The sequence below is a fragment of the Streptomyces sp. NBC_00568 genome (assembly GCF_026341855.1).
GTDB lineage: Bacteria > Actinomycetota > Actinomycetes > Streptomycetales > Streptomycetaceae > Streptomyces.
Genome location: NZ_JAPENW010000001.1, coordinates 5,301,748 through 5,323,214 on the forward strand (window position 1 = coordinate 5,301,748; position 21,467 = coordinate 5,323,214).

Here is a 21,467-nt window from a genome sequence, read left to right on the forward strand (position 1 = left end):
ACCCTCGCGCGACGGGAGCCCCGCATGGCCGGAATCAGCCTCACCAAGGTCGAGGAGACCGCGCCCGCGCTGGTCGGCCCGTACAAGAGCGCCGGGGTCTCCCTCACCAAGCACGGGCTGAGCGGGCAACAGGCCGCCGTGTACCTGGTCGTCGACTACTCGGGGTCGATGAAGCCGTACTACGACGACGGCAGCGTGCAGGCCCTCGCCGACCGTGTGCTCGGTCTGTCCGCCCATCTCGACGACGACGGAACCGTCCCGGTCGTCTTCTTCTCCACGGACGTCGACGCGGTCACCGACATCGCGCTCGACAACCACCGGGGGAGGATCGAACGGATCGCGGCCGGGCTCGGACACATGGGCAGGACCAGCTATCACCTCGCCATGGACGCCGTCATCGACCACTACCTCGACAGCGGCTCCAAGGCCCCGGCCCTCGTCGTCTTCCAGACCGACGGGGGGCCGATCAACAAGCTCGCCGCCGAACGGTACTTGTGCAAGGCCGCCCGGCTGCCGCTGTTCTGGCAGTTCATAGGGTTCGGTGACCCGGGCAGCCGGCAGTTCGAGTTCCTGCGCAAGCTCGACGAGTTGGCGGTGCCGCGGAAACGGGTCGTCGACAACGCCGGTTTCTTCCACGCCGGTTCGGATCCGCGGAAGGTGAGCGACGAGGAGCTGTACGACCGGCTCGTCGCGGAGTTCCCGCGGTGGCTGTCGGCCGCGCGGGCCCACGGGATCGTCACATGAGCGCACACCTCCTGCCCGCCGCGGGACGGACCGCCGTGCCCTGGAGGAACGGCGGCGGGGTCACCCGGGAGATCGTCGTCCGGCCCGAGGGCGCGGACATGTCCGGCTTCGCGTGGCGGGTGAGCCTCGCCGACGTCGGCGCCGACGGGCCCTTCTCCTCCTTCACCGGGGTGGACCGGATCCTCACCATGGTCGAGGGCGCCGGGATGGACCTGACCGTCGGGCAGGACCGCCGGCTCGTCGACACCCCGTACGTGCCCCACCGCTTTCCCGGTGACCTGCCCACCGGGTGCCGGCTGCTCGGGGGGCCGGTCGTGAACCTCAACGTCATGTGGAACCGGGGTGGTTCGCCGGTGCCCGGCGTCGACGTGCTGTTCCCCGAGGACGGGGTGCCCGTGCCGGGCGGGCCGGCCGTGCTGGTCGTCGCGCTCGGCGACTCCGCGGAACTCGCGGGGCTGTCCCTCGGGCGCTACGACGCCGCGCTGCTCACGGCGGAGTCCGCCACACTCCGGGGGGTCGGACCCACCGCGTTGATCCGCGTCGGCCCATAGACGTCTTGCGCCCCCTCCGCCCCTACCCGTTCCGCACCGGGGGCGCTGCCCCAAGCCCCGGCTCCTCAGACGCCGGAGGGGCTGGACTTCTCGCGTCCGGCGCTGGAAAGTTCCAGCCCGTCCGGCGATCGAGGACGAGGCCGTCAGGCCGAAGCGGGCCCGGGGGCGCAGCCCCCAGGTACGGGAAGGGAAGGGCGGAGGGGGCGAGGCAACTCCCTTGGCCTGTCGCACCGTTGGCTTCCGGCGAGGGGCGTGCCACCCTGAGGGCCGAGGGGGCGGGCGAATGAGTTTGAGTGAGCGGCGGCGGGCCGAGACGGCCAAGGGGGAGCGGCTGGCCGACTGGGCCGACGGACGGCTGGGCCTCTACACGCTGGCCAAGGCCAATATGCGCAAGGTCTTCCCGGACCACTGGTCGTTCATGCTGGGCGAGGTCTGCCTCTACAGCTTCCTCGTCCTGATCATCACCGGCGTCTATCTCACCCTGTTCTTCGAGCCCAGCGGCGTCGAGGTCGTCTACCACGGCTCCTACGGGCCGCTGAACGGCATCGTCATGACGCGGGCGTACGAGTCCACGCTCGACATCAGCTTCGACGTGCGCGGCGGACTGCTGATCCGGCAGATCCACCACTGGGCGGCGCTCGTCTTCCTCGCCGGGATGCTCGTACACATGATGCGGGTGTTCTTCACCGGCGCGTTCCGCAAGCCGCGCGAGGTCAACTGGCTCTTCGGCTGGACCCTGTTGATGCTCGGCCTCATCACCGGCCTGACCGGCTACTCGCTCCCCGACGACCTGCTCTCCGGCACCGGCGTCCGCTTCGCACAGGGCGCCATCCTGTCGATCCCCGTCGTGGGGACGTACATCTCGTTCTTCCTCTTCGGCGGGGAGTTCCCGGGGCACGACATCATCCCGCGGTTCTTCCCCATCCACGTCCTGCTGCTGCCGGGCATCATGCTGGGCCTGGTGGTCGCCCATCTGATCCTGGTCTTCTACCACAAGCACACGCAGTACCCGGGGCCCGGACGGGACCAGAAGTCGGTCGTCGGCATGCCGTTCATGCCGGTCTACATGGCCAAGGCAGGCGGCTTCTTCTTCCTGGTCTTCGGCGTCCTGTCGATCATGGGCGCGATCGCCACCATCAACCCCGTGTGGGCCTTCGGGCCCTACCGCCCCGACCTGGTGACCACCGGCGCACAGCCCGACTGGTACCTCGGCTTCTCCGAGGGACTGATCCGGGTGATGCCGGGATGGGAGATCAACGCCTTCGGCCACACACTCCAGTTGGGCGTCTTCATCCCCTTCTCGCTCTTCCCGCTCATCATGGCCGCCATCGCCGTCTACCCGTTCATCGAGGCCTGGGTCACCGGCGACCGGCGCGAGCACCACATCCTGGACCGGCCGCGCAACGTGCCCACGCGCACCGCGCTCGGCGTCGCCTGGCTCACCCTGTACGCCGTCCTGCTGGTCGGCGGCGGCAACGACCTGTGGGCCACCCACTTCCATCTGTCGATCAACGCGATCACCTGGTTCGTCCGCGTCGCCGTGTTCGCCGGACCCGCGCTCGCCTACGTCGTCACGAAGAGGATCTGCCTCGGGCTGCAACGCGCCGACCGCGACAAGGTGCTGCACGGACGCGAGTCCGGCACCATCAAGCGCCTGCCGCACGGCGAGTACGTCGAGGTCCACGAACCGCTCACCCCGGCCCAGCGGTTCACCCTCACCCAGCACGAACAGGCCCCGCCGTACGAGGTGGGCCCGCTGGTCGACGCGAACGGCGTGGTCCGCCGGGTCGGCCCGGCCCGGAGGCTGCGCGCCCGGCTGGCGCGCGCCCTGTACGGGCCCGGCACCCGGATCCCGAAACCGACCGCCGAGGAGTACCGGGAGATCACGAGCGAGGACCACCACCACTGAGACCGGCCAGCGCCTCGGCCCTGCACTCGGCCGGGGTGCCCCAGGCCGTCCGCAGGGCGCGGGCCCTGGTGAACCAGAGGGACAGGTCGTACTCGGCCGTGTAACCGATCGCCCCGTGCAGCTGCAACGCCGTCCGGGCCGTGGCGTACGCGGCCTCGCATGCTGTGACCTTCGCGGCGGCCACCTCGGCCGGGGCCATCGACAGGGCGGCCCCGAACAGCAGGGGACGCGCGAACTCCAGGGCGATCGTCGCGTCCGCGAGCCGGTGCTTGACCGCCTGGAACGAGCCGACGGGAACCCCGAACTGGGTGCGCTGCCCGACGTACGCGACGGTCCGGTCGAGGAGCGCGAGACCGACGCCGAGGGCCTGGGCGGCGGTGGCGAGCCGGGCCCAGGTCAGGGCCCGGCGGGCGGCACGGGTGACCTGCGGGCCGGTGGCGAGGAGTTCGCCACCGGCCTCGGGCAGGGCGAGCCGCCGGGAGGGGTCCACGGACGCGCGCACCGGCCCGTGTCCGGGCGCGCGGCGCAGCGTCTCGCCCTCCACGACGAGCAGCGCCGCCGCCGCGTCCGCGTCGAGCGCGTACGCGCCGGCCGGGGCGAACGTCGCGACGCTCTTGCCCGAGGCCAGCCCCGGCAGCAGCCGCTCGGCCGGGCCCGTCTCACCCAGGTCGCCCAGCTCGCTCAGCAGGACGGCCGCGGCGACCGTCTCCACCACCGGGCCCGGCACCGCGTGCCGACCCGACTCCACGAAAGCGACGGCCAGTTCGACGGGCAGGAGTCCCACACCCTCGTACGCCTCCGGGACGGCCAGCGCGAAGACGCCCGCCTCGGCGAGCCGCGACCACAGGGCCCGGCCGGGCGCGTGGTCGCCGGTGGCCCACGCCCGCACGGCCGAGGGAGTGTCCGCGGACGCCAGCATCGCGTCCAGGGAGGCGGCGAAGGCGCGCTGCTCGGCGTCGAGGAGGAAACGCATCAGCGGCGGCCCTTCGGGAGGCCGAGCAGCCGCTCGGCGATGATGTCGCGCTGGATCTCGTTGGTGCCCGCGTAGATCGGGCCCGCGAGCGAGAAGACATGGCCCTCGGACCATTCGGTGTCCGCCAACTCGCCCTCGGGACCCAGCAGATCGAGTGCCGTCTCGTGCAGCGCGATGTCGAGCTCCGACCAGAACACCTTGTTCAGACTGGACTCCGGACCGATGTTCTCGCCCTCGAGGAACCGGGAGGCGTTGGCGTAGGTGAACAGCTGGTAGGCGCGGGCGCCGATCACCGCGTCGGCCACCCTGTCGCGCAGGGCCGAGTCGGACGGATCGCCGTGGGTGCGCCACAACGCGGCCAGCCGGTCGGCGGCCGCCAGGAAACGACCCGGCGAACGCAGCGTCAGCCCCCGTTCGTTGCCCGCCGTCGACATGGCCACCCGCCAGCCCTGCCCCGGCTCGCCGATCACGTCCTCGTCCGGCACGAACACGTCGTCCAGGAACAGCTCGGCGAAGGCCGGCCTGCCGTCCAGCCGGCCGATGGGGCGGACCGTCACGCCCGGCGCGCGCAGGTCGAACATCAGATACGTCAGGCCCTGATGGGGTTTCGGCAGGCCGGGCTCGCTGCGGAACAGGCCGAAGGCACGGTCGGCGAACGCGGCCCGCGACGACCAGGTCTTCTGTCCGCTCAAGCGCCAGCCGCCGTCCGCGCGCACGGCCCGCGAGGTCAGCGAGGCCAGGTCCGAACCCGCCTCCGGCTCGGACCACGCCTGCGCCCAGACCACCTCGCCGGTCGCCATCGGCGGCAGCACACGCTCCCGTTGCTCCGGGGTGCCGTGGTCGAAGAGGGTCGGCGCGAGCAGGCTGACGCCGTTCTGCCCGACCCGGCCGGGCGCGCCCGCCGCGTGGTACTCCTCCTCGAAGTCCAGCCAGCGCACGAGGTCCGCGTCCCGGCCGCCGTACGCCGACGGCCACGACACCACCGACCAGCGGTCCGCCGCCAGTTCGGCCTCCCACCCCCGGTGCGCGGCGAACCCCTCCGCGGTCTCCAGGGAGGGCAGCGGCACCGCCGGGACATGCGCGTCCAGCCAGGCGCGGGCCTCGGCGCGGAACGCCTCGTCGGCGGGGGAGCGGGTGAGATCCATCGACGGCACCTTTCGGCGGCGGACTCCGGACGGAGGTGGGCCCGGACGGCGGTCGGCCCGGACGGCGGTCGGCTCCGGGAGTGACGGCAACCTTCCCTAACAAGTGTTTGGTAGGTTAGCTTGGGGTCATGAGCGACGTCGAGAGTCCGGCGTACATACCCGGGCACGGGCTGCTGAAGGGCCGCACCGCCGTCATCACCGCCGCCGCCGGCGCGGGCATCGGCGGGGCCACGGCCCGCCGGTTCCTGGAGGAGGGCGCGCGTGTGCTGATCAGCGACGCGCACGCACGCCGGCTCAAGGAGACCGCCGGCACCCTCGCCGGGGAGTTCGGCGCCGAGGCGGTCGCCGCCCTGCCCTGCGACGTCACCGAGGAGGACCAGGTCCAGGCCCTCTTCGACACCGCCGCGGAGCTCCACGGCCGACTCGACATCGTCGTCAACAACGCGGGCCTCGGCGGCACCTCACCCCTCGTCGACATGACCGACGAGCAATGGTCGAAGGTCCTCGACGTGACACTGAACGGCACCTTCCGGTGCACCCGGGCCGCGCTGCGACGGCTCAAGGAGCGCGGTGACGGCGGAGTCGTCGTCAACAACGCCTCCGTCGTCGGCTGGCGCGCCCAGTCCGGACAGGCCCACTACGCCGCCGCGAAAGCGGGCGTCATGGCGCTCACCCGGTGCGCCGCGATCGAGGCCGCCGCCTACGGGGTGCGGGTCAACGCCGTCTCGCCCAGCCTCGCCATGCACCCGCACCTGGTGAAGGTGACCACCCCCGAACTGCTGGAGGAACTGACCGCCCGCGAGGCCTTCGGCCGGTACGCCGAGCCCTGGGAGATCGCCAACGTGATCGTGTTCCTCGCCTCCGGCTACTCCTCGTATCTCACCGGCGAGGTCGTGTCCGTGAGCAGCCAGCACGCATAGGACCACAATGACCGTGTGCCTACCAAGAAGAAGCCCCAGGTGACCGCCACCCCGGAGCGCCGCCGCGAACTGCTCGGCACCGCCGCCGAGGTGTTCGCCGAGCAGGGCTACAACGCCACCACCGTACGCAAGATCGCGGACGAGGCCGGGATGCTCGCGGGCAGTCTCTACTACCACTTCGACTCCAAGGAATCGATGCTGGAGGAGATCCTGCGGACCTTCCTCGACGAGCTCTGGGACGGCTACGACACCGTCCTGGACGCCGGACTCGGCCCCCGGGAAACCCTGGAGGCCCTGGTCACCGAATCCTTCCGGGAGATCGACCGGCACCGCGCGGCCGTCGCGATCTACCAGAAGGAAGCCCGGCACCTCGCCGCCCAGCAGCGGTTCGCCTTCCTCGCCGACTCGCAGCGCAACTTCGAGAAGGCGTGGCTGAGCACACTGGAACGCGGTGTCGACGCCGAGGTCTTCCGGGCCGACCTCGACATCCGCCTCACCTACCGGTTCGTGCGCGACACCGTGTGGGTCGCCGCCTCCTGGTACCGGCCCGGCGGTCAGCACAGCCCGGAGGAGATCGCCCGGCAGTACCTGTCGATGGTGCTCGACGGCATCTCCGTCCGCGAGGAGCCGTAAGCGCACCACTCACGTCCGCGAGGGAGTCGTCATGGCCGAGGCCTACATCGTCGAAGCGGTCCGCACGCCCGTCGGGCGGCGCAGGGGAGGGCTGAGCGGAGTCCACCCGGCCGACCTCGGCGCGCACGTCCTCACGGCGCTGGTCGAGCGGTCCGGCGTGGACCCGGCGGCCGTCGAGGACGTCGTCTTCGGCTGCCTGGACACGGTCGGGCCGCAGGCCGGGGACATCGCCCGCACCAGCTGGCTCGCGGCCGGACTGCCCGAGGAGGTGCCGGGGGTGACCGTCGACCGGCAGTGCGGGTCGTCCCAGCAGGCCGTGCACTTCGCCGCCCAGGCGGTCCTGTCCGGCACCCAGGACCTGGTCGTCGCCGGCGGCGTGCAGAACATGAGCCAGATCCCCATCGCCTTCGCCTCCCGCCAGGCCGCCGAACCGCTCGGCCTCACCGAGGGACCCTTCGCGGGCAGCGAGGGCTGGCGGGCGCGCTACGGCGACCAGCCCGTCAACCAGTTCCACGGCGCCGAGCTGATCGCCGCCAAGTGGGGCATCAGCCGCCGCGATCAGGAGGAGTTCGCCCTCCGCTCCCACCGGCGGGCGATCCGCGCCGTCGACGAGGGCCGCTTCGCGCGCGAGACCGTCGCCCACGGCGAGGTCACGGCCGACGAGGGCCCGCGCCGGGACACCTCACTGGAGAGGATGGCGGCACTGAACCCGGTCGTCGAGGGCGGCACCATCACCGCCGCCTGCTCCTCCCAGGTCTCCGACGGCGCCGCCGCGATGCTGCTCGCCTCCGAGCGGGCGGTCCGCGAACACGGCCTGACCCCCCGCGCCCGTGTGCACCACCTCTCGGTGCGCGGCGAGGACCCCGTCCGGATGCTCTCCGCCCCCATCCCGGCCACGGCGTACGCCCTGAAGAAGACCGGCATGTCCATCGGCGACATCGATCTCGTCGAGATCAACGAGGCGTTCGCCCCGGTCGTCCTCGCCTGGCTCAAGGAGACCGGCGCCGACCCGGAGAAGGTCAACGTCAACGGCGGCGCGATCGCCCTCGGTCACCCCCTCGGGGCCACCGGCGTGCGGCTGATGACGACCCTGCTGCACGAACTGGAGCGCACGGGCGGCCGGTTCGGACTCCAGACGATGTGCGAGGGCGGCGGGCAGGCGAACGTGACGATCATCGAACGGCTCTGAGGAACCGACGTCCACCCCTGCCGGCCCGGGCGCTCACCCGTCCGGGCCAGCGGGGGCGTCCCCTGCCGTGAGGGCCTGGTCGCCCGTGCGGGGAAGGGCGTCGAGCGTCGCGCGGGCCTGTGCCATCACCCGATCGACCAGCTCCGCGCACGACGGCAGATCCTCGATCACTCCCGCGACCTGACCCGACGCCATCACCCCGAGATCCGTCCGGCCGTCCACCATCGACGACTTGAGCAGCATCGGCGTGTTCGCGGCGAGCAGGACCTGACTCCACGACAGGTCCCTGCCGTGTTTCATGGCGAGGCCGTCGCTGATCATCCGGGACCAGGAGAGGCCGGAGATCCGCCGGAACCCGGCCGCGCGGCGCACGGCCCGGACGAGGGCCCGCGTGCGGCCCGCCCGCTCCATCGCGTCGACGAGCTCACTGCGGAGCATGCGGTGCGGCAGCCCGTCGACGGCCGTCGTCAGCGTGACGTCCTTGACCGTCGCCGCCAGATACCGCGCCTTCACCGCGTCGGGGACGGTCGAGTCGGAGGTCAGCAGGAAACGCGTGCCCATCGCTATGCCCGCCGCCCCGTAGGCCAGCGCCGCCACCAGCCCCCGCCCGTCGTGGAAGCCGCCCGCCGCCACCACCGGGATGTCCACGGCGTCCACCACCTGCGGCAGCAGCACGCTCGTCGCCACCTCTCCGGTGTGACCGCCGCCCTCGCCGCCCTGCACGATCACCGCGTCGGCGCCCCAGGCGGCCACCTTCTCGGCGTGCCGCCGGGCGCCGACCGACGGCACCACGATCACGCCCGCCTCCTTCAGCTCGGCGATCAGCTCGCGGGAGGGGGCGAGCGCGAACGACGCGACCCGCACGCCCTCGTCGACGATGATCCGCACCCGGTCGCCGGCGTCCCCGGCGTCGGCGCGCAGATTCACGCCGAAGGGCCGGTCCGTACGGGACTTGACCTCCTTCACGGCGTCACGGAGCTGGTCGAGGGTCATCGTCGCGGAGGCCAGGATGCCCAGCGCGCCCGCGTTCGCCGTCGCCGAGACCAGGCGGGGCCCCGCCACCCAGCCCATGCCGGTCTGCACGATGGGATGCCTGACCCCGACGAGCCCGGTCAGCGCGGTCTCCATCAGCACCCGCCCCCGCCCGGACCACCGGGGAGGCCCCGGCCCCGAGTACGGCTGCCGCCGCCGGACGCCTCCCGGTCCTGTGCGGCGCCGGTCCCGCCGGACGGCATCCGGTCCCGTGCGCCGCCGGTCCCGCCAGGTGTCTCCCGGTCTCGTCCGGTGTTCGTCCCGCCAGGCGTCTCCCGGCCTCCCGCGCCGCGCCCCGGGTCGGGTACCTCCCGATCCCGCAGGCTCTTCGGGTCGAGCACCGCGCGGATCAACTCCAGCTCCTCCGCGGTCGGTTCGCGGGTGAACGGGACCTCGTCCGGGATCGTCAGCTCGAACCCCGTGGCCTCCCGGACCTGCTCGGGGGTGACGCCCGGGTGCACGGAGGCCAGCCGCATCGAATGGTCGGGCGTCGCGAAGTCGAGGACGGCGAGGTCGGTCACCACCCGGGGGAGGCGATGGAAGCGGGTGGCGCTCGGCCCCGCGGCGGCGGCCCGGTCGTACCCCACCCCGCACACCATGTCGACCCGCTCCACGAAGACGCGCGGAGAGTGCTTCGGGATCCAGTAACTGGTCGGATTGTTGAGGGTGTTGACCGGGGCCCCGCGCACACCCAGCAGCTGGCGCCGGGGCCGGGACCAGTCGCCGACGCAGGAGATGTTCTGGTTGCCGAAGCGGTCGATCTGGCTCGCGCCCATCATCACGTGCCGCCGCCCGCCGGTCACCGCCGTCAGATGCCCGCGGTACGGCAGCCAGCCCTCGGTGGTGCCGCCGGGGCCGACGAGCAGCGCCTCGCCGTCGGTCAGCAGCAGATCGGGCGAGAAGGTGCTCCGGGCCAGCCGGGCGCCGATGGACGGGATCAGGCCCATGGGGCTGGCGAGCACCTCGCCGTTGTCCCGCCAGGCCTCGGCACAGGCGATCACGCAGTACTCGGCTCGACCGACGCTCACTGGTCCCGCTCCTTCCGCCAGGCCTGGACGGCCCCCTGATAGGCGTGTTCGTCGCCGCCGAGGAAGCGCTCGGCGAACTCGGTGTACGGCGTGGTCGCGTACAGCTTCTGGAAGGCCTCGTCCCGCCCGTAGTCCGGGACGCACGAGGTGAAGTGCGCGCCGCTCGGCGTCTCCACCACACCCGTGACGGCCGACCGCCGGAGCAGCAGGGTCTGCGGCGCGGCCTCCTTGGTCAGCTCCGCCGTGTCGACGATCCGCTCGCAGGAGACGTACGCCGTGTCCGCGGCCTCGCAGAACAGGTCGTCGAAATACGGGTCCGGTCCCAGGTACTGGCCGTTGCCGAGCCGGTCCGCCCGGTTCATGTGGACCAGCGCCGCGTCCAGGCGCAGCGCGGGCATGGCGACCAGCTCCTCCCGTATCCCGGTGGCCGCGTCGGGATAGGGCGAAGTGACCGTCCTCAGCTCCGGGTTGACCCGCATCACGTCCGAGCCGAGCCCCGCGCGCACCGGGAGGAACGGCAGCCGGTTCGCCGCGGCGTGCAGCCCCCACATGAACATCGCCTCGTCGACCTCCGTCAGCTCGAACGCGCCACGCTCACGGGCCGCGCGGTAGTGCGGTTCGAGCGGGATGGAGTCGAGGGTCGCGAAGGCGGTGACCAGGGTGCGGATCCGTCCGGCGGCGGCGAGCAGGCCGACGTCCGGGCCGCCGTACGCGACGACGGTGAGATCGGTGATCCCGGTGCGGAGCAGCGCTCTGACCAGGGCCATCGGTTTGCGGCGTGAGCCCCAGCCGCCGATGCCGAGGGTCATCCCGCTCTCCAGGCGGCCCACGACGTCCCGCACCGACATGGTCTTGTCGCTCACCGGTGGGCCTCCTTGCCGAAGGTGTCGCGGACGCGGTCGGCGATCCCGCTGAGATTGGCCTCGAAGGTGAAGCCCTGCTCGAAGCGGTAGCTGCGGCGCACGTCGACGGGATCGATGCCGTTGATGGCGGCCTTGGCCAGCCGGATGAGATGCCCGTCCTTGGCGGCTATCTCGCGCGCCAGTTCCAGCGCGGCCGCGGGCAGTTCCCCGCGCGGTACGACCCTCCACACCGAGCCGTGGGTGTGCAGCTCGGCCGCGGTCGCCGTGCGCGAGGTGTAGTACAGGGCGCGCATCAGGTGCTGCGGGACGAGACGGGCCAGATGCGTGGCGGCGCCGAGTGCGCCCCGGTCCAGCTCGGGCAGGCCGAAGGTGGCGTCCTCGCTCGCCACGATCGCGTCCGCGTTCCCCACGAGCCCTATGCCGCCGCCCAGGCAGAAGCCGTGCACCGCCGCGACGACGGGGACCTCGCAGTCGTACACCGCGGCGAAGGCCTCGGAGCAGCCTCGGTTGGCGCCGATCAGCGCGCCGTGACCGGTGGTGTCGCGCTGCATCTCCTTGATGTCGACGCCCGCGTTGAAACCGCGTCCCTCGGCGGTCAGGACGACGCAGCGGATCCCGGGGTCGCGGCCGGCCGCGCGCACGGCGTCGGCGAGGTCGAACCAGCCCCGCACCGGCAGCGCGTTCACCGGCGGGTAGTCGACCGTGACGACGGAAATCCCCTTTTCCGGGGACGAGGTGGAGACACCCATGGGCACATCAGCTACCTTTCCACCAAACGTTTGTTAGGTGTCATGCGAAGCTAGCAGCGATCGCAGCCGCGCGGGAGGCCCTGTGGACAACGTGGACACCATGGATCGCCGAGGCGCCGGCGTGGACCTCGGCGGCCGGACCGTCGTCGTCACCGGCGGCACCCGCGGGGTCGGGGCAGGAATCGCGCGGGCCTTCGTGGGGGCGGGCGCGCAGGTCGTGGTCTGTGCGCGCCGACCGCCGGAAGTCTCCCTGGAAAAGGTCGACTTCGTCCCCGTCGACCTGCGCGACCCGGCCGCCGTGCGCGCCTTCTTCGACGCCCTGCCCCGGCTCGACGTCCTGGTCAACAACGCGGGCGGCGCTCCCTACCGGCCCCTCGCCGAGGCGGACGCCGAGCGGCACGCCCGCGTGATCGAGCTCAACCTCACCGTCCCGCTCACCGCGTCGCTCGCCGCCCACGAGCACCTCAGGCGTGCCCGGGGTTCGATCGTGATGATCGGCAGCGTGAGCGGGTCGCGCCCCTCGCCCGGCTCGGCGGCCTACGGCGCGGCCAAGGCGGGACTGGAGAACCTGGCCCGCTCGATGGCCGTCGAGTGGGCGCCGGAGATCCGGGTCAACACCCTGGTCGTCGGCATGGTCCGCACCGAACTGGCCCATCTGCACTACGGCGGCGAGGACGGCATCGCCGCCGTCGCCCGTACCGTCCCGCTGGGCCGCCTCGCCCAGCCGTCCGACGTCGGCGGGGCCGCCGTCTTCCTCGCCTCGGACGCCGCCGCGTACATCAGCGGCGCCTCGATCCTCGTCCACGGAGGCGGGGAGCGGCCCGCCTTCCTGGACGCCGCCACCGCCAACAAGGACCAGCAGGGAGACGTGGGATGAGCGCACGATTGCTGTGTGAGGGGCGGGTCGTGATCGTCACGGGCGCGGGCCGCGGGCTCGGCAGGGCGCACGCGCTGGCGTACGCCGCCGAGGGCGCCCTGCTCGTCGTGAACGACCTCGGCGTCGGCCTCGACGGCACCCCCGGACCGGACAGCCCCGCCCGGCAGGTGGCCGAGGAGATCCGCGCGGCGGGTGGCGAGGCGGTGGCCCACGGCGGCGACATCGCGACGACCGAGGGCGCCGCGTCCCTCGTCCGCACCGCCCTGGAGACGTACGGGCGGCTCGACACGCTGGTCAACAACGCCGGGTTCCTGCGCGACCGGATGCTGGTCAACCTCGACGAGGACGACTGGGACGCGGTGATGCGGGTCCATCTGAGGGGGCACTTCCTGCCCCTCAAGCACGCGGCGGCGCACTGGCGGGCGGAGGCGAAGGCGGGCCGCGCGCCCGACGCCAGGGTCGTCAACACCAGCAGCGGAGCGGGCCTGCTGGGGTCGGTCGGGCAGGGCAACTACAGCGCCGCCAAGGCCGGCATCGTCGGGCTGACGCTGGTCGCGGCGGCCGAGATGGGACGCTACGGCATCCAGGTCAACGCCATCGCCCCGGCCGCCCGCACCCGGATGACCGAGCGGACCTTCGCCGACACCATGACCGCCCCCGGCAGCGGATTCGACGCCATGGCACCCGGCAATGTCTCGCCGCTGGTCGTCTGGCTCGGATCGGCCGCGAGCGCCGGGGTCACCGGACGCGTCTTCGAGACCGAGGGCGGCCGGATCACCGTGATGGAGGGCTGGCGGCCGGGCCCGAGCGCCGACAAGGGGTCCCGCTGGAGCCCGGCGGAGGCCGGCGAAACGGTCCGCAAGCTCCTGACGGAGGCGGAGACTCCGGGGGCGGTGTACGGAACCGGGTAGGGACGGGGGCGGGGCGGGGATTTCGGGTGTACGGCACCCCGCCAGGGAGGGAGAGCGGGAGGGGGAGAGGGAAGGGGAGGCGGGATTCCGGGGCTGCGCTCCGCGGGGGCGGAGGCGGTGAATTCGGGGCGGTACGACGGTGCTTCGGGGGACGCGGGCGGGTGCTCCGGCTCGGTCGACGGCACGCGGTGCGGACTCGGTGAATCCCGTCCTGGGAGCGGCGCGTGACGTCGTGCCGCCCCTGGACGCCCAGAGCTTCAGCGCCTGGGGCGTGCCGCGTCCGCCTCCAACAGAGCGGCGATCTCCGCATGGCCGGTCTCGAGGTCGTCGCCGGCGAAGGGGCGGCCCTCGGCGTCGAGGAACTGGACCTCGACGATGACGCCCTCGGGGGACGGCCGGCGGTGGGTGACCGAGGGGTGGCCGGGGCCGTGCGTGCGGGTCAGGCCCGCCAGGAGTTCGGCTTCGAGGTCGACGCCGAGCAGGCGGCGGGCCTCCGCCAGCGCCTCGGCCCGCGCGCCCGCCCCGTGCGCGAGCAGGGCCCGTACGCAGCCGACGGAGCCCCGGTGCGCGGCCGTCACGAGCGGAGGCTCGCCGGCGGGTCCGGGCCGGTCCGGGTCCGCGCCCGCCGCGAGGAGCGCCTTTGCCACCGAGGTGTGGCCCCCACGCAAGGCCCAGGTCAGGGCGGTTAAACCGAACTCCTCCACGGTGTTCGGGCCGGCCCCGGCCGCGAGCAGGGCGTGGACCACCTCCGTGTGGCCGCCGCAGGCCGCGCCGCACAGCGGGGCGTCCGTGCCCAGGCTGAGGCGGTCGGGGTCGGCGCCGGCGGTCAGCAGCAGCCGTACCATGCCGGGCTGGTCGCTCACCGCCGCCAGGTACAGAGCGCTCTGGCCGTCCTCGTCGACCGCCTCGGCGCTCACCCCGGCGCGCAGCAGCCGTACGACCGCGTCCTCGTCCCCCTCGTACAGGGCGGGGAAGAGACGTGCGGCGGGGTCGTTCGTGCTCATCCTTCGACCCTCGCTCACCAGGGACACGCGAGGCAAAGGCTTTTGGGGTGTTCCGCCTCACCCCGCCCTCGGGGTCATCCCTCCGCACGGGGCGCCCACGAGCGGCACCCCGCCTCTCCGCCGTGATCGGCCGGAGAGTCCTAGGTGTCGCACTCCAGCACCGTCCGGCACAGCGCGCACCGGGCTCGTACCCTGCCGCGCACCGGCACCCTGATGCGCTGGTGGCAGGTCGGGCACGGGAAGGACACGCGCAGCGGGCCGCGGTCGTCGGGCGCGAAGGCGTAGGGGACGCCGGAGTGGTCGGGGGTGCCGTGGTCCTGCGCGTGGCGGCGGTCCCGGGCGTAGCGGCGGCGGCCGGCCCAGCCCGCTGCGGTCAGCGGGGGCTGCTGCTCGTCGCGGCGGGCCCGCGCCATGCCCTTGGCGTACGCGGTGTACGCCTGCGGGCTGGTGAACCACACCGAGGGGTCCTCGCCGAAGACCAGGGCGCGCTTGGCGAGGACGTATCCGAACTCCTCGGGTGTCAGATAGCCGAGCTTCTGCGAGGACGCGGAGTCCTCGCGGTAGGCGTCGAGGAGCAGCCAGCCCGCGCCGAGGTAGGCCGCGGCCGTGTCGGTGAGGATCTCGGTGTCGCGGGTGCCGGGGAACGAGAGGTCGAGGCGGTGCAGATAGACGTGCATCACCTCGTGGGCGAGGGCGGCGCCGATGTCCTTGCGGTGAGTTCGGAAGCGGTCGTTGAGCTCGATGAAGTACTCGGGGCCCGCGGCGAGTTCGACGTGGGCCGCGTGGGTCATCTCACGGAAGCCGACGATCATCCGGGCGTCCGGCAGCCGGTAGTGCCGCACCATCTCGCGGGCCACGCGCTGGGCGCCCAGATGCAGGTCGTCGCCGTCGGCGAAGGCCACGTCCGCGGGGGCCACGCTGGTCGCGAAGGTGTGGATGGTGTCGTACGAGAGCCGTTTGTAGAGCGCGGTGATCGAAGCCCGCACCGTGTCCAGATGCGGGTAGCCGTGCTCGACGGGTCCGCCGTTCGCCACGTCCGCACCCCCAGAAGACGCCGGAACTCCTCTCCACTGTAAGCGGGGTTCCTTCCGGCGGCGGGGGCCGCGGGCCCGGGCGGGGCGGTGTCTGGCCGGATTGCGGCTCTTGCCCGCTCCGGCGGCCGGTCCTCATAATCCCCACCAGCTTGGCAGGAGCATGCCATGAAGCGTTTCTGTGCGTCTGCCGTGCGGACAACCCCCCACGAAAGGAAGCGCGTTGAAGTCTCTCAAGAAATACGGCGTCATCAGAAGACTGCTCACGGTCGGCGCGGTCGCCCTCGCCGCCGTGTCCCTCCAGCCGCTGACCGCGCACGCGGCACCCGCTCCCGTCGTCGGCGGCACGCGCGCCGCGCAGGGCGAGTTCCCGTTCATGGTCCGCCTCTCCATGGGCTGCGGCGGAGCCCTCTACACCAAGAGCATCGTCCTGACCGCCGCGCACTGCGTGAACGGCTCGGGCACCAACACCTCCATCACCGCCACCACCGGCGTCGTGGACCTGCAGAGCAGCAGCGCCGTCAAGGTCAAGTCGACGAAGGTGCTCCAGGCCCCCGGCTACAACGGCAAGGGCAAGGACTGGGCCCTCATCAAACTCGCCAAGCCCGTCGAGCAGCCCACCCTGAAGGTCGCCACCAGCACCGCCTTCAACAACGGCGACTTCACCGTGGCCGGCTGGGGCGCCGCCCGCGAGGGCGGCGGACAGCAGCGTTACCTGCTCAAGGCCACCGTCCCCTTCGTCGACGACGCCACCTGCAAGCAGGCGTACGGCAGCGATCTCGTCCCCGGTGACGAGATCTGCGCCGGATTCGTCGCCCAGGGCGGCGTCGACACCTGTCAGGGCGACTCCGGCGGCCCCATGTTCCGCAAGGACGACACGGGCGCCTACATCCAGGTCGGGATCGTCAGCTGGGGCGAGGGCTGCGCGCGGCCCGGATACCCCGGCGTGTACAGCGAGGTCTCGACCTTCGCGGCCGACATAGCCAGGGCCGCCGCCGGACTCTGACACCCGCCGGACGATCCACCGGCGCCAGCACCGGCGCCGGCAGCACCAGCGCCGGCCACCGGTGCCAGTACGCGCGGCGCCCGCGACACCGGTCGCGGGCGACCGCCGCGCGGTGCCGTACCGGGAGGCGCGGACGCCCGCGGGTGAGCGGGTGGGCCGCGTACGGGGAGCGGCACCGCGCACGGGGAGCTGGCGGGCGGGAAAATGGGTTCGGCGCCCGGCCCCGGCGTTGGCATACTCGCCGCCATGACCAGCCGACACCACCAGCCCGTCCCCGCGTCGTTGCTGATCGGGGCCAAGGACGCCGCCCTGCAACAGCGCCTCGACGACGAACTCACCGCCTTCAACGCGACGGCGACCGGTGCCGGTGACCCCGAGCCGCTCTCGGTCCGGGTGACCGACGCCGACGGAGAACTCGTCGGCGGGCTCACCGCCTGGGTTTGGGGCAGCTGCTGCGCCGTCGACATGCTGTGGGTACGGGCCGACCAGAGGCACGCGGGCTGGGGCAGCAAACTGCTCCGGGCGGCCGAGGAGGAGAGCGTCCGGCGCGGCTGCGCCGAGATGATCGTCTCCTCGTTCACCTTCCAGGCCCCCGACTTCTACCGCGGGCACGGCTACCGGGAGACCGGCCGCACGGACGGCATCCCGGGCGGTCACCAGGACGTGCACTTCCACAAGACGCTCACTGGTGGACAGCCGTAGGGGCGTTCCCGGCCACCGGACGCCCGGCGGAGGTCCATCGGAAACCGACCGGATGTCCGGCGGAGGTCCACCGGAGACCCACCGGATGTCTGGCGGAGGTCCATCGGAGACCCACCGGACGCCCGGCGGAGGTCCACCCGACGCCCGCCCGCCGGCCGAACAGGGCGCCCGGTCCTAGGAGTTCGCCTCACGCGTTCGCGCGGCCCGCAGCCCGCGGCACCGGTGAGACCGGGTCGGGCCTGCGCAGGACCGGCGGCGACAGCACCGCCGACGTCGCGTCCCGCTCACCCGACGCACCCGACGCACCCGACGCACCCGACGCACCCGACGCACCCGACGCACCCGACTCGTTCGCGGCGTCCGGGACCGCCCGGCCGGCCGTCTCGAACTCCAGCACCCACACGTCGTTGACGCCCTCGCGCAGGACCGGACCGGGCACGTACAGCGAACGCTGCGGCCCCACGGACCAGTAGCGGCCCAGATTGAACCCGTTGATCCACACGAACCCCCGCGTCCAACCCGGGAGTTCGAGGAAGGCGTCCCCGGCGCCGCTCACCTCGACCGTGCCGCGGTACAGCCCAGGGGAACCGTCTCCCGGCAGCCCCCCGAACGGCACCCGCCCGACGTCCCCGTCCAGCGCGTCCAGCCGCAGCCCCCGCGCCCGCACCCCGTGCAGATACTGCCGCTCGTGCAGCACACCCCCGGTGATGCCCTTCGACTCGCCCGACCGCGGACCGTAGTTGACCCGCCCGAGCGACTCCACCCACAGCTCCACACGCGCGTGCCCCGCGACCGGCTCCTCGAGCCGCGGCTCGTCCTCCGTGAGCACCCCGGCCCGCACCCCGTCCACGTACACGACCGCCAGATCCCGCAGCCCCCGCACCGACAGCGGGTACGGCTGCCGGGGTCCCGGCACCCTCACCTCGTACTTGACCAGCCCCCGGTCCACGCCCAGTTCCTCGAACGTCGGCGGCACGGCGTACTCCGCCCCGACACCCCCCGCCGCCTCCAGCACGGCGTCCGCCGAGGCCCACCCGTGAAGACCGACCGTCGCGGACGCGCCCAGCCGGGCCGGCGCCGACGGCGGATCGGGCAGCGGGCCCTCCGCGTACGCGGCGAGAACCTCCCGGAAGCGCCAGAACTTCTCGGTCGGGCGCCCGAGTTCATCGATCGGGGCGTCGTAGTCGTAGGACGTGACGTCCGGCTCCAGCGAACCGTCGTGCAGCGCGCCACCGCCCCGGTTGGCGCCCGCCCAGCCCGCGAAGTTGGTCCCGCCGTGCGCCATGTACAGATTGACCGACGCCCCGCACTCCAGGATCTCCCGCAACTCCCTTGCCGCGTCCCCCGGATCGCGTACGACATGACCGGCGCCCCAGTGGTCGAACCAGCCGCACCAGAACTCCATGCACATCAGCGGCCCCACGGGCCGGTGCCGCCGCAGCACCGCGAACGCCTGGCGCGCACCCGAACCGAAGTTCGCCGTCGCCAGGACACCGGGCACCGAGCCGCCCGTCAGCATGTGATCCTCGGGGCCGTCCGACGTGAACAGCGGAACACTCACCCCCTCGGCACGCAACAGCTCCGCCAGCCACCCCAGATACACCCCGTCCGAGCCGTAGCTGCCGTACTCGTTCTCCACCTGCACCATCAGCACCGGACCGCCGCGGTCGACCTGCCGCGACACGATCTCCGGCAGCAGCACACGGAACCAGCGCTCCACCTGCCCCCGGTACTCCGCGTCCCGGGTCCGCGGCCGCCCCGTCAGCCAGTACGGCAGCCCGCCGTTGTCCCACTCCGCGCAGATGTACGGACCCGGCCGCACGATCGCCCACAGCCCCGCCGCGCGCGCCGCGTCCAGGAAACGGCCCAGCGCGGCCACATCCCGCACCTCGCCGGGACGCGGCTCGTGGAGGTTCCACGGAACGTACGTCTCCACACAGTTCAGCCCCAGCGCCCGCAGCATCCCCAGCCGGTGCGCCCACTGCTCCTCGTGCACCCGGAAGTAGTGCAGCGCGCCGGACAGCAGCCGCACCGGGCGCCCGTGCAGCAGAAAATCGGTGTCCCCCACCGCGAACTCGCTCATGGCCACACCATCACCCCTGGCGGCGGGCGCGTCCATGGACAAAGATCGTCGCTGATTGGACGGAACGAAGAGACCGACCGGGCGGGACGAACACGGATGTACCAGACCTGGACGCGCTACCTCACCCCCGGCCCCGTCCACCTCCGCCTCGGCCTCGCCTGCCTCGGCGTCGGCCTCCAGCACGGCGAACTGCCCGCCGTCGGCCCCCGCACCCTCGACCACCACGTCGCCGTCCTGATCAGCGAGGGCAGCGGCTGGTACCGCACCCCCGACGGACGACACCACCCGGTCACCGCGCCCGCCCTGATCTGGCTCACCCCCGGCACCCCCCACCACTACGGGCCCGACCCCGCCTGGGACGAGTGCTTCGTCGACTTCACCGGACCCGCCACCACGACGTACACCGAACTCGGCTTCATCGAACCCGGCCGGCCCGTCGTACCCCTCTCCGACGCGGCCGGCGCCCGCACCGTCGTCGCCCGCATCGCCCGCGCCGCCCGCCGCGGCAACCCCCTCCTCGAGGCCGAGACCGGCGCCGCCGTCCACGAACTCCTCGTCGCCCTGCGCCGCGCCCGCGCCGACCTCGCCCCCGACGGCGACGAAGTCCTCCAGGCCCTCGCCCGCGACGCGTTCAAGCCGATGTCCGTCGCCGACCACGCGGCCCGGCACGGCATGACCCCCGCCGAACTGCGCACCGCCGTCCGCCGCGGCGCCGGACGCAGCCCCAAGGACTACCTCCTCGGCATCCGCCTCGGCCACGCCAAGGAACTCCTCGCCGCCACCGAACTTCCCGTCGCCGCCGTCGCCCGCCGCGTCGGCTACGACGACCCCGCCTACTTCTCCCGCCTCTTCACCCGCCGCGTCGGCACACCCCCCGCCCGCTTCCGCGAACAGCAGCGCCGCACCGCCCCCGGCGACTGGAACGACCGCGTCCCGGACCCCGACGATCCGCCCATGATCGAACCCCGACGGGCCACGTAGGGTTGACTTTCATGACCACCAGCAAGCCCCAGGAAGTCGATCCCGCCGTCAGCACGGAACTCGCCCGGCTGCGCGACAGCATCGACAACATCGACGCCGCCGTCGTCCACATGCTCGCCGAACGCTTCAAGTGCACCCAGCAGGTCGGCCACCTCAAAGCAGCCCACCAGCTGCCGCCCGCCGACCCCTCCCGCGAGGCCCACCAGATCGCCCGGCTGCGCCGCCTCGCCGAGAGCGCCAAACTCGATCCGGCCTTCGCCGAAAAGCTGCTCACTTTCATCATCGCCGAGGTCATCCGGCACCACGAGCGCATCGCCGACGACGCGGGCGGCGACACGGCCGAACCGGCCGACACGGCCGACACGGCCGACACGGGGGAGTGACACCGGCGGACCGCGGCGCGCACCCCGTGCAGCGCGCTCCCGCGCAGTGCACCACCGCGCAGTTCCCGCCGAACACGCCGCGCCGGTCCCCGCCGCCGAGGACCTCCGCCACCACCACGGGCACGCGTCGGACGTCCCTACGGGCATAAGCTGGTACGTCCAAACGAGGGGACGCCGGGCCATGCCGTCGGATGCCAAGATCCTCATCGTCGACGACCACGAGGACACCCTGTACGCCCTGGAAAGCGCCCTGGCCCCGCTCGGCTACCGGGTCGGGCGCGCCACCGGCGGCGACGAGGCACTCAAGGAAGTCCTGCGCGGCCAGGTCGCCCTGCTCCTCCTCGACGTCCGTATGCCCGGCGTCGGCGGCCTCGACGTGGTCCGCTACATGCGGCGCGTCGAACAGACCCAGCACATCCCCGTCATCCTGCTCACCGGCTTCGGCCCGGACACCGAACTCACCGCCACCGCGTTCGCCCTCGGCGTCGCCGACCTCCTCATGAAACCGGTCGACCCCTGGGCCCTGCGCACCAAGGTCCGCTACCTCTACGAAGCCCACCGCCGCCACCAGGCCCTCGAAGAGGAACTGCGCGAACTGCGCGCCCTCGTCAAGGAACACACCCCGGACCCCGCCCTCGCACACCCCGACGCGCACATCCCCGGCCGCCGCCGGTCCCCACAGGACCCGCGCCCACAGGACCCGCGCCCGCCGCGGGACGGCGACCGCATGGAACAGGGCCGCACGCCGTAACC

The 21,467-nt window shown here is 72.8% G+C and carries 21 protein-coding genes and 1 pseudogene; 13 read left to right on the top strand and 9 right to left on the bottom strand.

What is annotated here, in order from left to right; translation table 11 throughout:
* The first annotated feature begins 24 nt into the window (after positions 1–24).
* From OOK38_RS22965 to OOK38_RS22975, 3 genes are all read left to right on the top strand, one after another.
* Positions 25–744, top strand: a complete 720-nt coding sequence (locus tag OOK38_RS22965; protein ID WP_266757656.1) for a VWA domain-containing protein — start codon at positions 25–27, stop codon at positions 742–744.
* Entirely contained in the window at positions 741–1,295 is a 555-nt protein-coding gene (locus OOK38_RS22970) for a HutD family protein (RefSeq protein ID WP_266757654.1), read from the top strand. The genes OOK38_RS22965 and OOK38_RS22970 overlap by 4 nt, the downstream gene beginning before the upstream one ends.
* A 283-nt stretch (positions 1,296–1,578) precedes the next feature.
* The gene (locus OOK38_RS22975) at positions 1,579–3,204 is read left to right on the top strand and encodes a cytochrome bc complex cytochrome b subunit (protein ID WP_266757652.1); all 1,626 of its coding nucleotides are present in this window, start codon (positions 1,579–1,581) and stop codon (positions 3,202–3,204) included.
* Here OOK38_RS22975 and OOK38_RS22980 read toward each other — a convergent pair.
* Both OOK38_RS22980 and OOK38_RS22985 read right to left on the bottom strand, forming a co-directional pair.
* Positions 3,179–4,177, bottom strand: coding sequence for an acyl-CoA dehydrogenase family protein (locus tag OOK38_RS22980; RefSeq protein WP_266757650.1), 999 nt, complete (start codon positions 4,175–4,177; stop codon positions 3,179–3,181). The two genes, OOK38_RS22975 and OOK38_RS22980, sit on opposite strands and share 26 nt — an antisense overlap.
* Entirely contained in the window at positions 4,177–5,322 is a 1,146-nt protein-coding gene (locus tag OOK38_RS22985; protein WP_266757648.1) for an acyl-CoA dehydrogenase family protein, read from the bottom strand. The genes OOK38_RS22980 and OOK38_RS22985 overlap by 1 nt, the downstream gene beginning before the upstream one ends.
* Positions 5,323–5,450: 128 nt before the next feature.
* On the opposite strand from OOK38_RS22985, the gene OOK38_RS22990 reads away from it, so the two are divergent.
* The 3 genes from OOK38_RS22990 to OOK38_RS23000 are packed head-to-tail and all read left to right on the top strand — an operon-like array spanning position 5,451 to position 8,064.
* Positions 5,451–6,242 carry an SDR family oxidoreductase gene (locus OOK38_RS22990; RefSeq protein ID WP_266757646.1) on the top strand — a complete coding sequence of 264 codons (792 nt, stop codon included), beginning with the start codon at positions 5,451–5,453 and terminating at the stop codon, positions 6,240–6,242.
* Positions 6,243–6,257: 15 nt separating this feature from the next.
* Complete coding sequence (locus OOK38_RS22995) at positions 6,258–6,875, top strand: TetR/AcrR family transcriptional regulator (RefSeq protein WP_266757644.1); 618 nt, start codon at positions 6,258–6,260, stop codon at positions 6,873–6,875.
* Between the two features lie 31 nt (positions 6,876–6,906).
* Positions 6,907–8,064, top strand: coding sequence for an acetyl-CoA C-acetyltransferase (locus OOK38_RS23000; protein WP_266848774.1), 1,158 nt, complete (start codon positions 6,907–6,909; stop codon positions 8,062–8,064).
* Between the two features lie 33 nt (positions 8,065–8,097).
* Here the strand turns inward: OOK38_RS23000 and OOK38_RS23005 are convergent, their stop codons facing one another.
* From OOK38_RS23005 to OOK38_RS23020, 4 genes and pseudogenes are all read right to left on the bottom strand, one after another.
* A complete protein-coding gene (locus tag OOK38_RS23005; protein ID WP_266757640.1) occupies positions 8,098–9,192 on the bottom strand; it encodes a nitronate monooxygenase family protein in 1,095 nt (364 codons plus the stop codon).
* Between the two features lie 209 nt (positions 9,193–9,401).
* Positions 9,402–10,124: pseudogene (locus OOK38_RS23010) on the bottom strand (CoA-transferase subunit beta); the annotation flags it as partial.
* The gene (locus OOK38_RS23015; RefSeq protein WP_266848776.1) at positions 10,121–10,987 is read right to left on the bottom strand and encodes a CoA transferase subunit A; all 867 of its coding nucleotides are present in this window, start codon (positions 10,985–10,987) and stop codon (positions 10,121–10,123) included. The pseudogene OOK38_RS23010 and the gene OOK38_RS23015, both read right to left, overlap by 4 nt.
* Entirely contained in the window at positions 10,984–11,736 is a 753-nt protein-coding gene (locus OOK38_RS23020; RefSeq protein WP_266757636.1) for an enoyl-CoA hydratase family protein, read from the bottom strand. The genes OOK38_RS23015 and OOK38_RS23020 overlap by 4 nt, the downstream gene beginning before the upstream one ends.
* Before the next feature lie 121 nt (positions 11,737–11,857).
* On the opposite strand from OOK38_RS23020, the gene OOK38_RS23025 reads away from it, so the two are divergent.
* Positions 11,858–12,613, top strand: a complete 756-nt coding sequence (locus OOK38_RS23025) for an SDR family oxidoreductase (RefSeq protein WP_266765635.1) — start codon at positions 11,858–11,860, stop codon at positions 12,611–12,613.
* Positions 12,610–13,524 (top strand): SDR family oxidoreductase, encoded by a 915-nt coding sequence (locus OOK38_RS23030; RefSeq protein WP_266757634.1) that lies wholly within the window; start codon positions 12,610–12,612, stop codon positions 13,522–13,524. The genes OOK38_RS23025 and OOK38_RS23030 overlap by 4 nt, the downstream gene beginning before the upstream one ends.
* 257 nt (positions 13,525–13,781) lie before the next feature.
* Here the strand turns inward: OOK38_RS23030 and OOK38_RS23035 are convergent, their stop codons facing one another.
* Both OOK38_RS23035 and OOK38_RS23040 read right to left on the bottom strand, forming a co-directional pair.
* Positions 13,782–14,528, bottom strand: a complete 747-nt coding sequence (locus OOK38_RS23035; RefSeq protein WP_266757632.1) for an ankyrin repeat domain-containing protein — start codon at positions 14,526–14,528, stop codon at positions 13,782–13,784.
* 140 nt (positions 14,529–14,668) lie between these two features.
* Positions 14,669–15,562 (bottom strand): hypothetical protein, encoded by an 894-nt coding sequence (locus tag OOK38_RS23040; RefSeq protein WP_266757630.1) that lies wholly within the window; start codon positions 15,560–15,562, stop codon positions 14,669–14,671.
* 220 nt (positions 15,563–15,782) lie between these two features.
* Here OOK38_RS23040 and OOK38_RS23045 point away from each other — a divergent pair, with 220 nt between their 5' ends.
* On the top strand, positions 15,783–16,565 hold the full coding sequence (locus OOK38_RS23045; RefSeq protein WP_266757628.1) for a trypsin-like serine protease: 783 nt from the start codon (positions 15,783–15,785) through the stop codon (positions 16,563–16,565).
* A 246-nt stretch (positions 16,566–16,811) separates the two neighbouring features.
* The gene (locus OOK38_RS23050; RefSeq protein ID WP_266757626.1) at positions 16,812–17,267 is read left to right on the top strand and encodes a GNAT family N-acetyltransferase; all 456 of its coding nucleotides are present in this window, start codon (positions 16,812–16,814) and stop codon (positions 17,265–17,267) included.
* 187 nt (positions 17,268–17,454) lie between these two features.
* Here the strand turns inward: OOK38_RS23050 and OOK38_RS23055 are convergent, their stop codons facing one another.
* Complete coding sequence (locus tag OOK38_RS23055) at positions 17,455–19,350, bottom strand: beta-galactosidase family protein (RefSeq protein ID WP_266848777.1); 1,896 nt, start codon at positions 19,348–19,350, stop codon at positions 17,455–17,457.
* Between the two features lie 96 nt (positions 19,351–19,446).
* Between OOK38_RS23055 and OOK38_RS23060 the strand changes: the two genes are divergently transcribed.
* The 3 genes from OOK38_RS23060 (at position 19,447) to OOK38_RS23070 (ending at position 21,465) form a co-directional block, all read left to right on the top strand.
* Entirely contained in the window at positions 19,447–20,331 is an 885-nt protein-coding gene (locus OOK38_RS23060) for an AraC family transcriptional regulator (protein ID WP_266757622.1), read from the top strand.
* Positions 20,332–20,342: 11 nt separating this feature from the next.
* Positions 20,343–20,714 carry a chorismate mutase gene (locus OOK38_RS23065; protein WP_266848778.1) on the top strand — a complete coding sequence of 124 codons (372 nt, stop codon included), beginning with the start codon at positions 20,343–20,345 and terminating at the stop codon, positions 20,712–20,714.
* A gap of 181 nt (positions 20,715–20,895) precedes the next feature.
* On the top strand, positions 20,896–21,465 hold the full coding sequence (locus OOK38_RS23070; RefSeq protein WP_266757618.1) for a two-component system response regulator: 570 nt from the start codon (positions 20,896–20,898) through the stop codon (positions 21,463–21,465).
* Positions 21,466–21,467 lie beyond the last annotated feature (2 nt).

Coding starts and splice junctions, on each gene's coding strand:
- OOK38_RS22965 (WP_266757656.1), top strand. CDS start 25: ATGGCCGGAATCAGCCTCACCAAGGTCGAGGAGACCGCGCCCGCGCTG.
- OOK38_RS22970 (WP_266757654.1), top strand. CDS start 741: ATGAGCGCACACCTCCTGCCCGCCGCGGGACGGACCGCCGTGCCCTGG.
- OOK38_RS22975 (WP_266757652.1), top strand. CDS start 1,579: ATGAGTTTGAGTGAGCGGCGGCGGGCCGAGACGGCCAAGGGGGAGCGG.
- OOK38_RS22980 (WP_266757650.1), bottom strand. CDS start 4,177: ATGCGTTTCCTCCTCGACGCCGAGCAGCGCGCCTTCGCCGCCTCCCTG.
- OOK38_RS22985 (WP_266757648.1), bottom strand. CDS start 5,322: ATGGATCTCACCCGCTCCCCCGCCGACGAGGCGTTCCGCGCCGAGGCC.
- OOK38_RS22990 (WP_266757646.1), top strand. CDS start 5,451: ATGAGCGACGTCGAGAGTCCGGCGTACATACCCGGGCACGGGCTGCTG.
- OOK38_RS23000 (WP_266848774.1), top strand. CDS start 6,907: ATGGCCGAGGCCTACATCGTCGAAGCGGTCCGCACGCCCGTCGGGCGG.
- OOK38_RS23005 (WP_266757640.1), bottom strand. CDS start 9,192: ATGGAGACCGCGCTGACCGGGCTCGTCGGGGTCAGGCATCCCATCGTG.
- OOK38_RS23020 (WP_266757636.1), bottom strand. CDS start 11,736: ATGGGTGTCTCCACCTCGTCCCCGGAAAAGGGGATTTCCGTCGTCACG.
- OOK38_RS23030 (WP_266757634.1), top strand. CDS start 12,610: ATGAGCGCACGATTGCTGTGTGAGGGGCGGGTCGTGATCGTCACGGGC.
- OOK38_RS23035 (WP_266757632.1), bottom strand. CDS start 14,528: ATGAGCACGAACGACCCCGCCGCACGTCTCTTCCCCGCCCTGTACGAG.
- OOK38_RS23050 (WP_266757626.1), top strand. CDS start 16,812: ATGACCAGCCGACACCACCAGCCCGTCCCCGCGTCGTTGCTGATCGGG.
- OOK38_RS23055 (WP_266848777.1), bottom strand. CDS start 19,350: ATGAGCGAGTTCGCGGTGGGGGACACCGATTTTCTGCTGCACGGGCGC.
- OOK38_RS23060 (WP_266757622.1), top strand. CDS start 19,447: ATGTACCAGACCTGGACGCGCTACCTCACCCCCGGCCCCGTCCACCTC.
- OOK38_RS23065 (WP_266848778.1), top strand. CDS start 20,343: ATGACCACCAGCAAGCCCCAGGAAGTCGATCCCGCCGTCAGCACGGAA.
- OOK38_RS23070 (WP_266757618.1), top strand. CDS start 20,896: ATGCCGTCGGATGCCAAGATCCTCATCGTCGACGACCACGAGGACACC.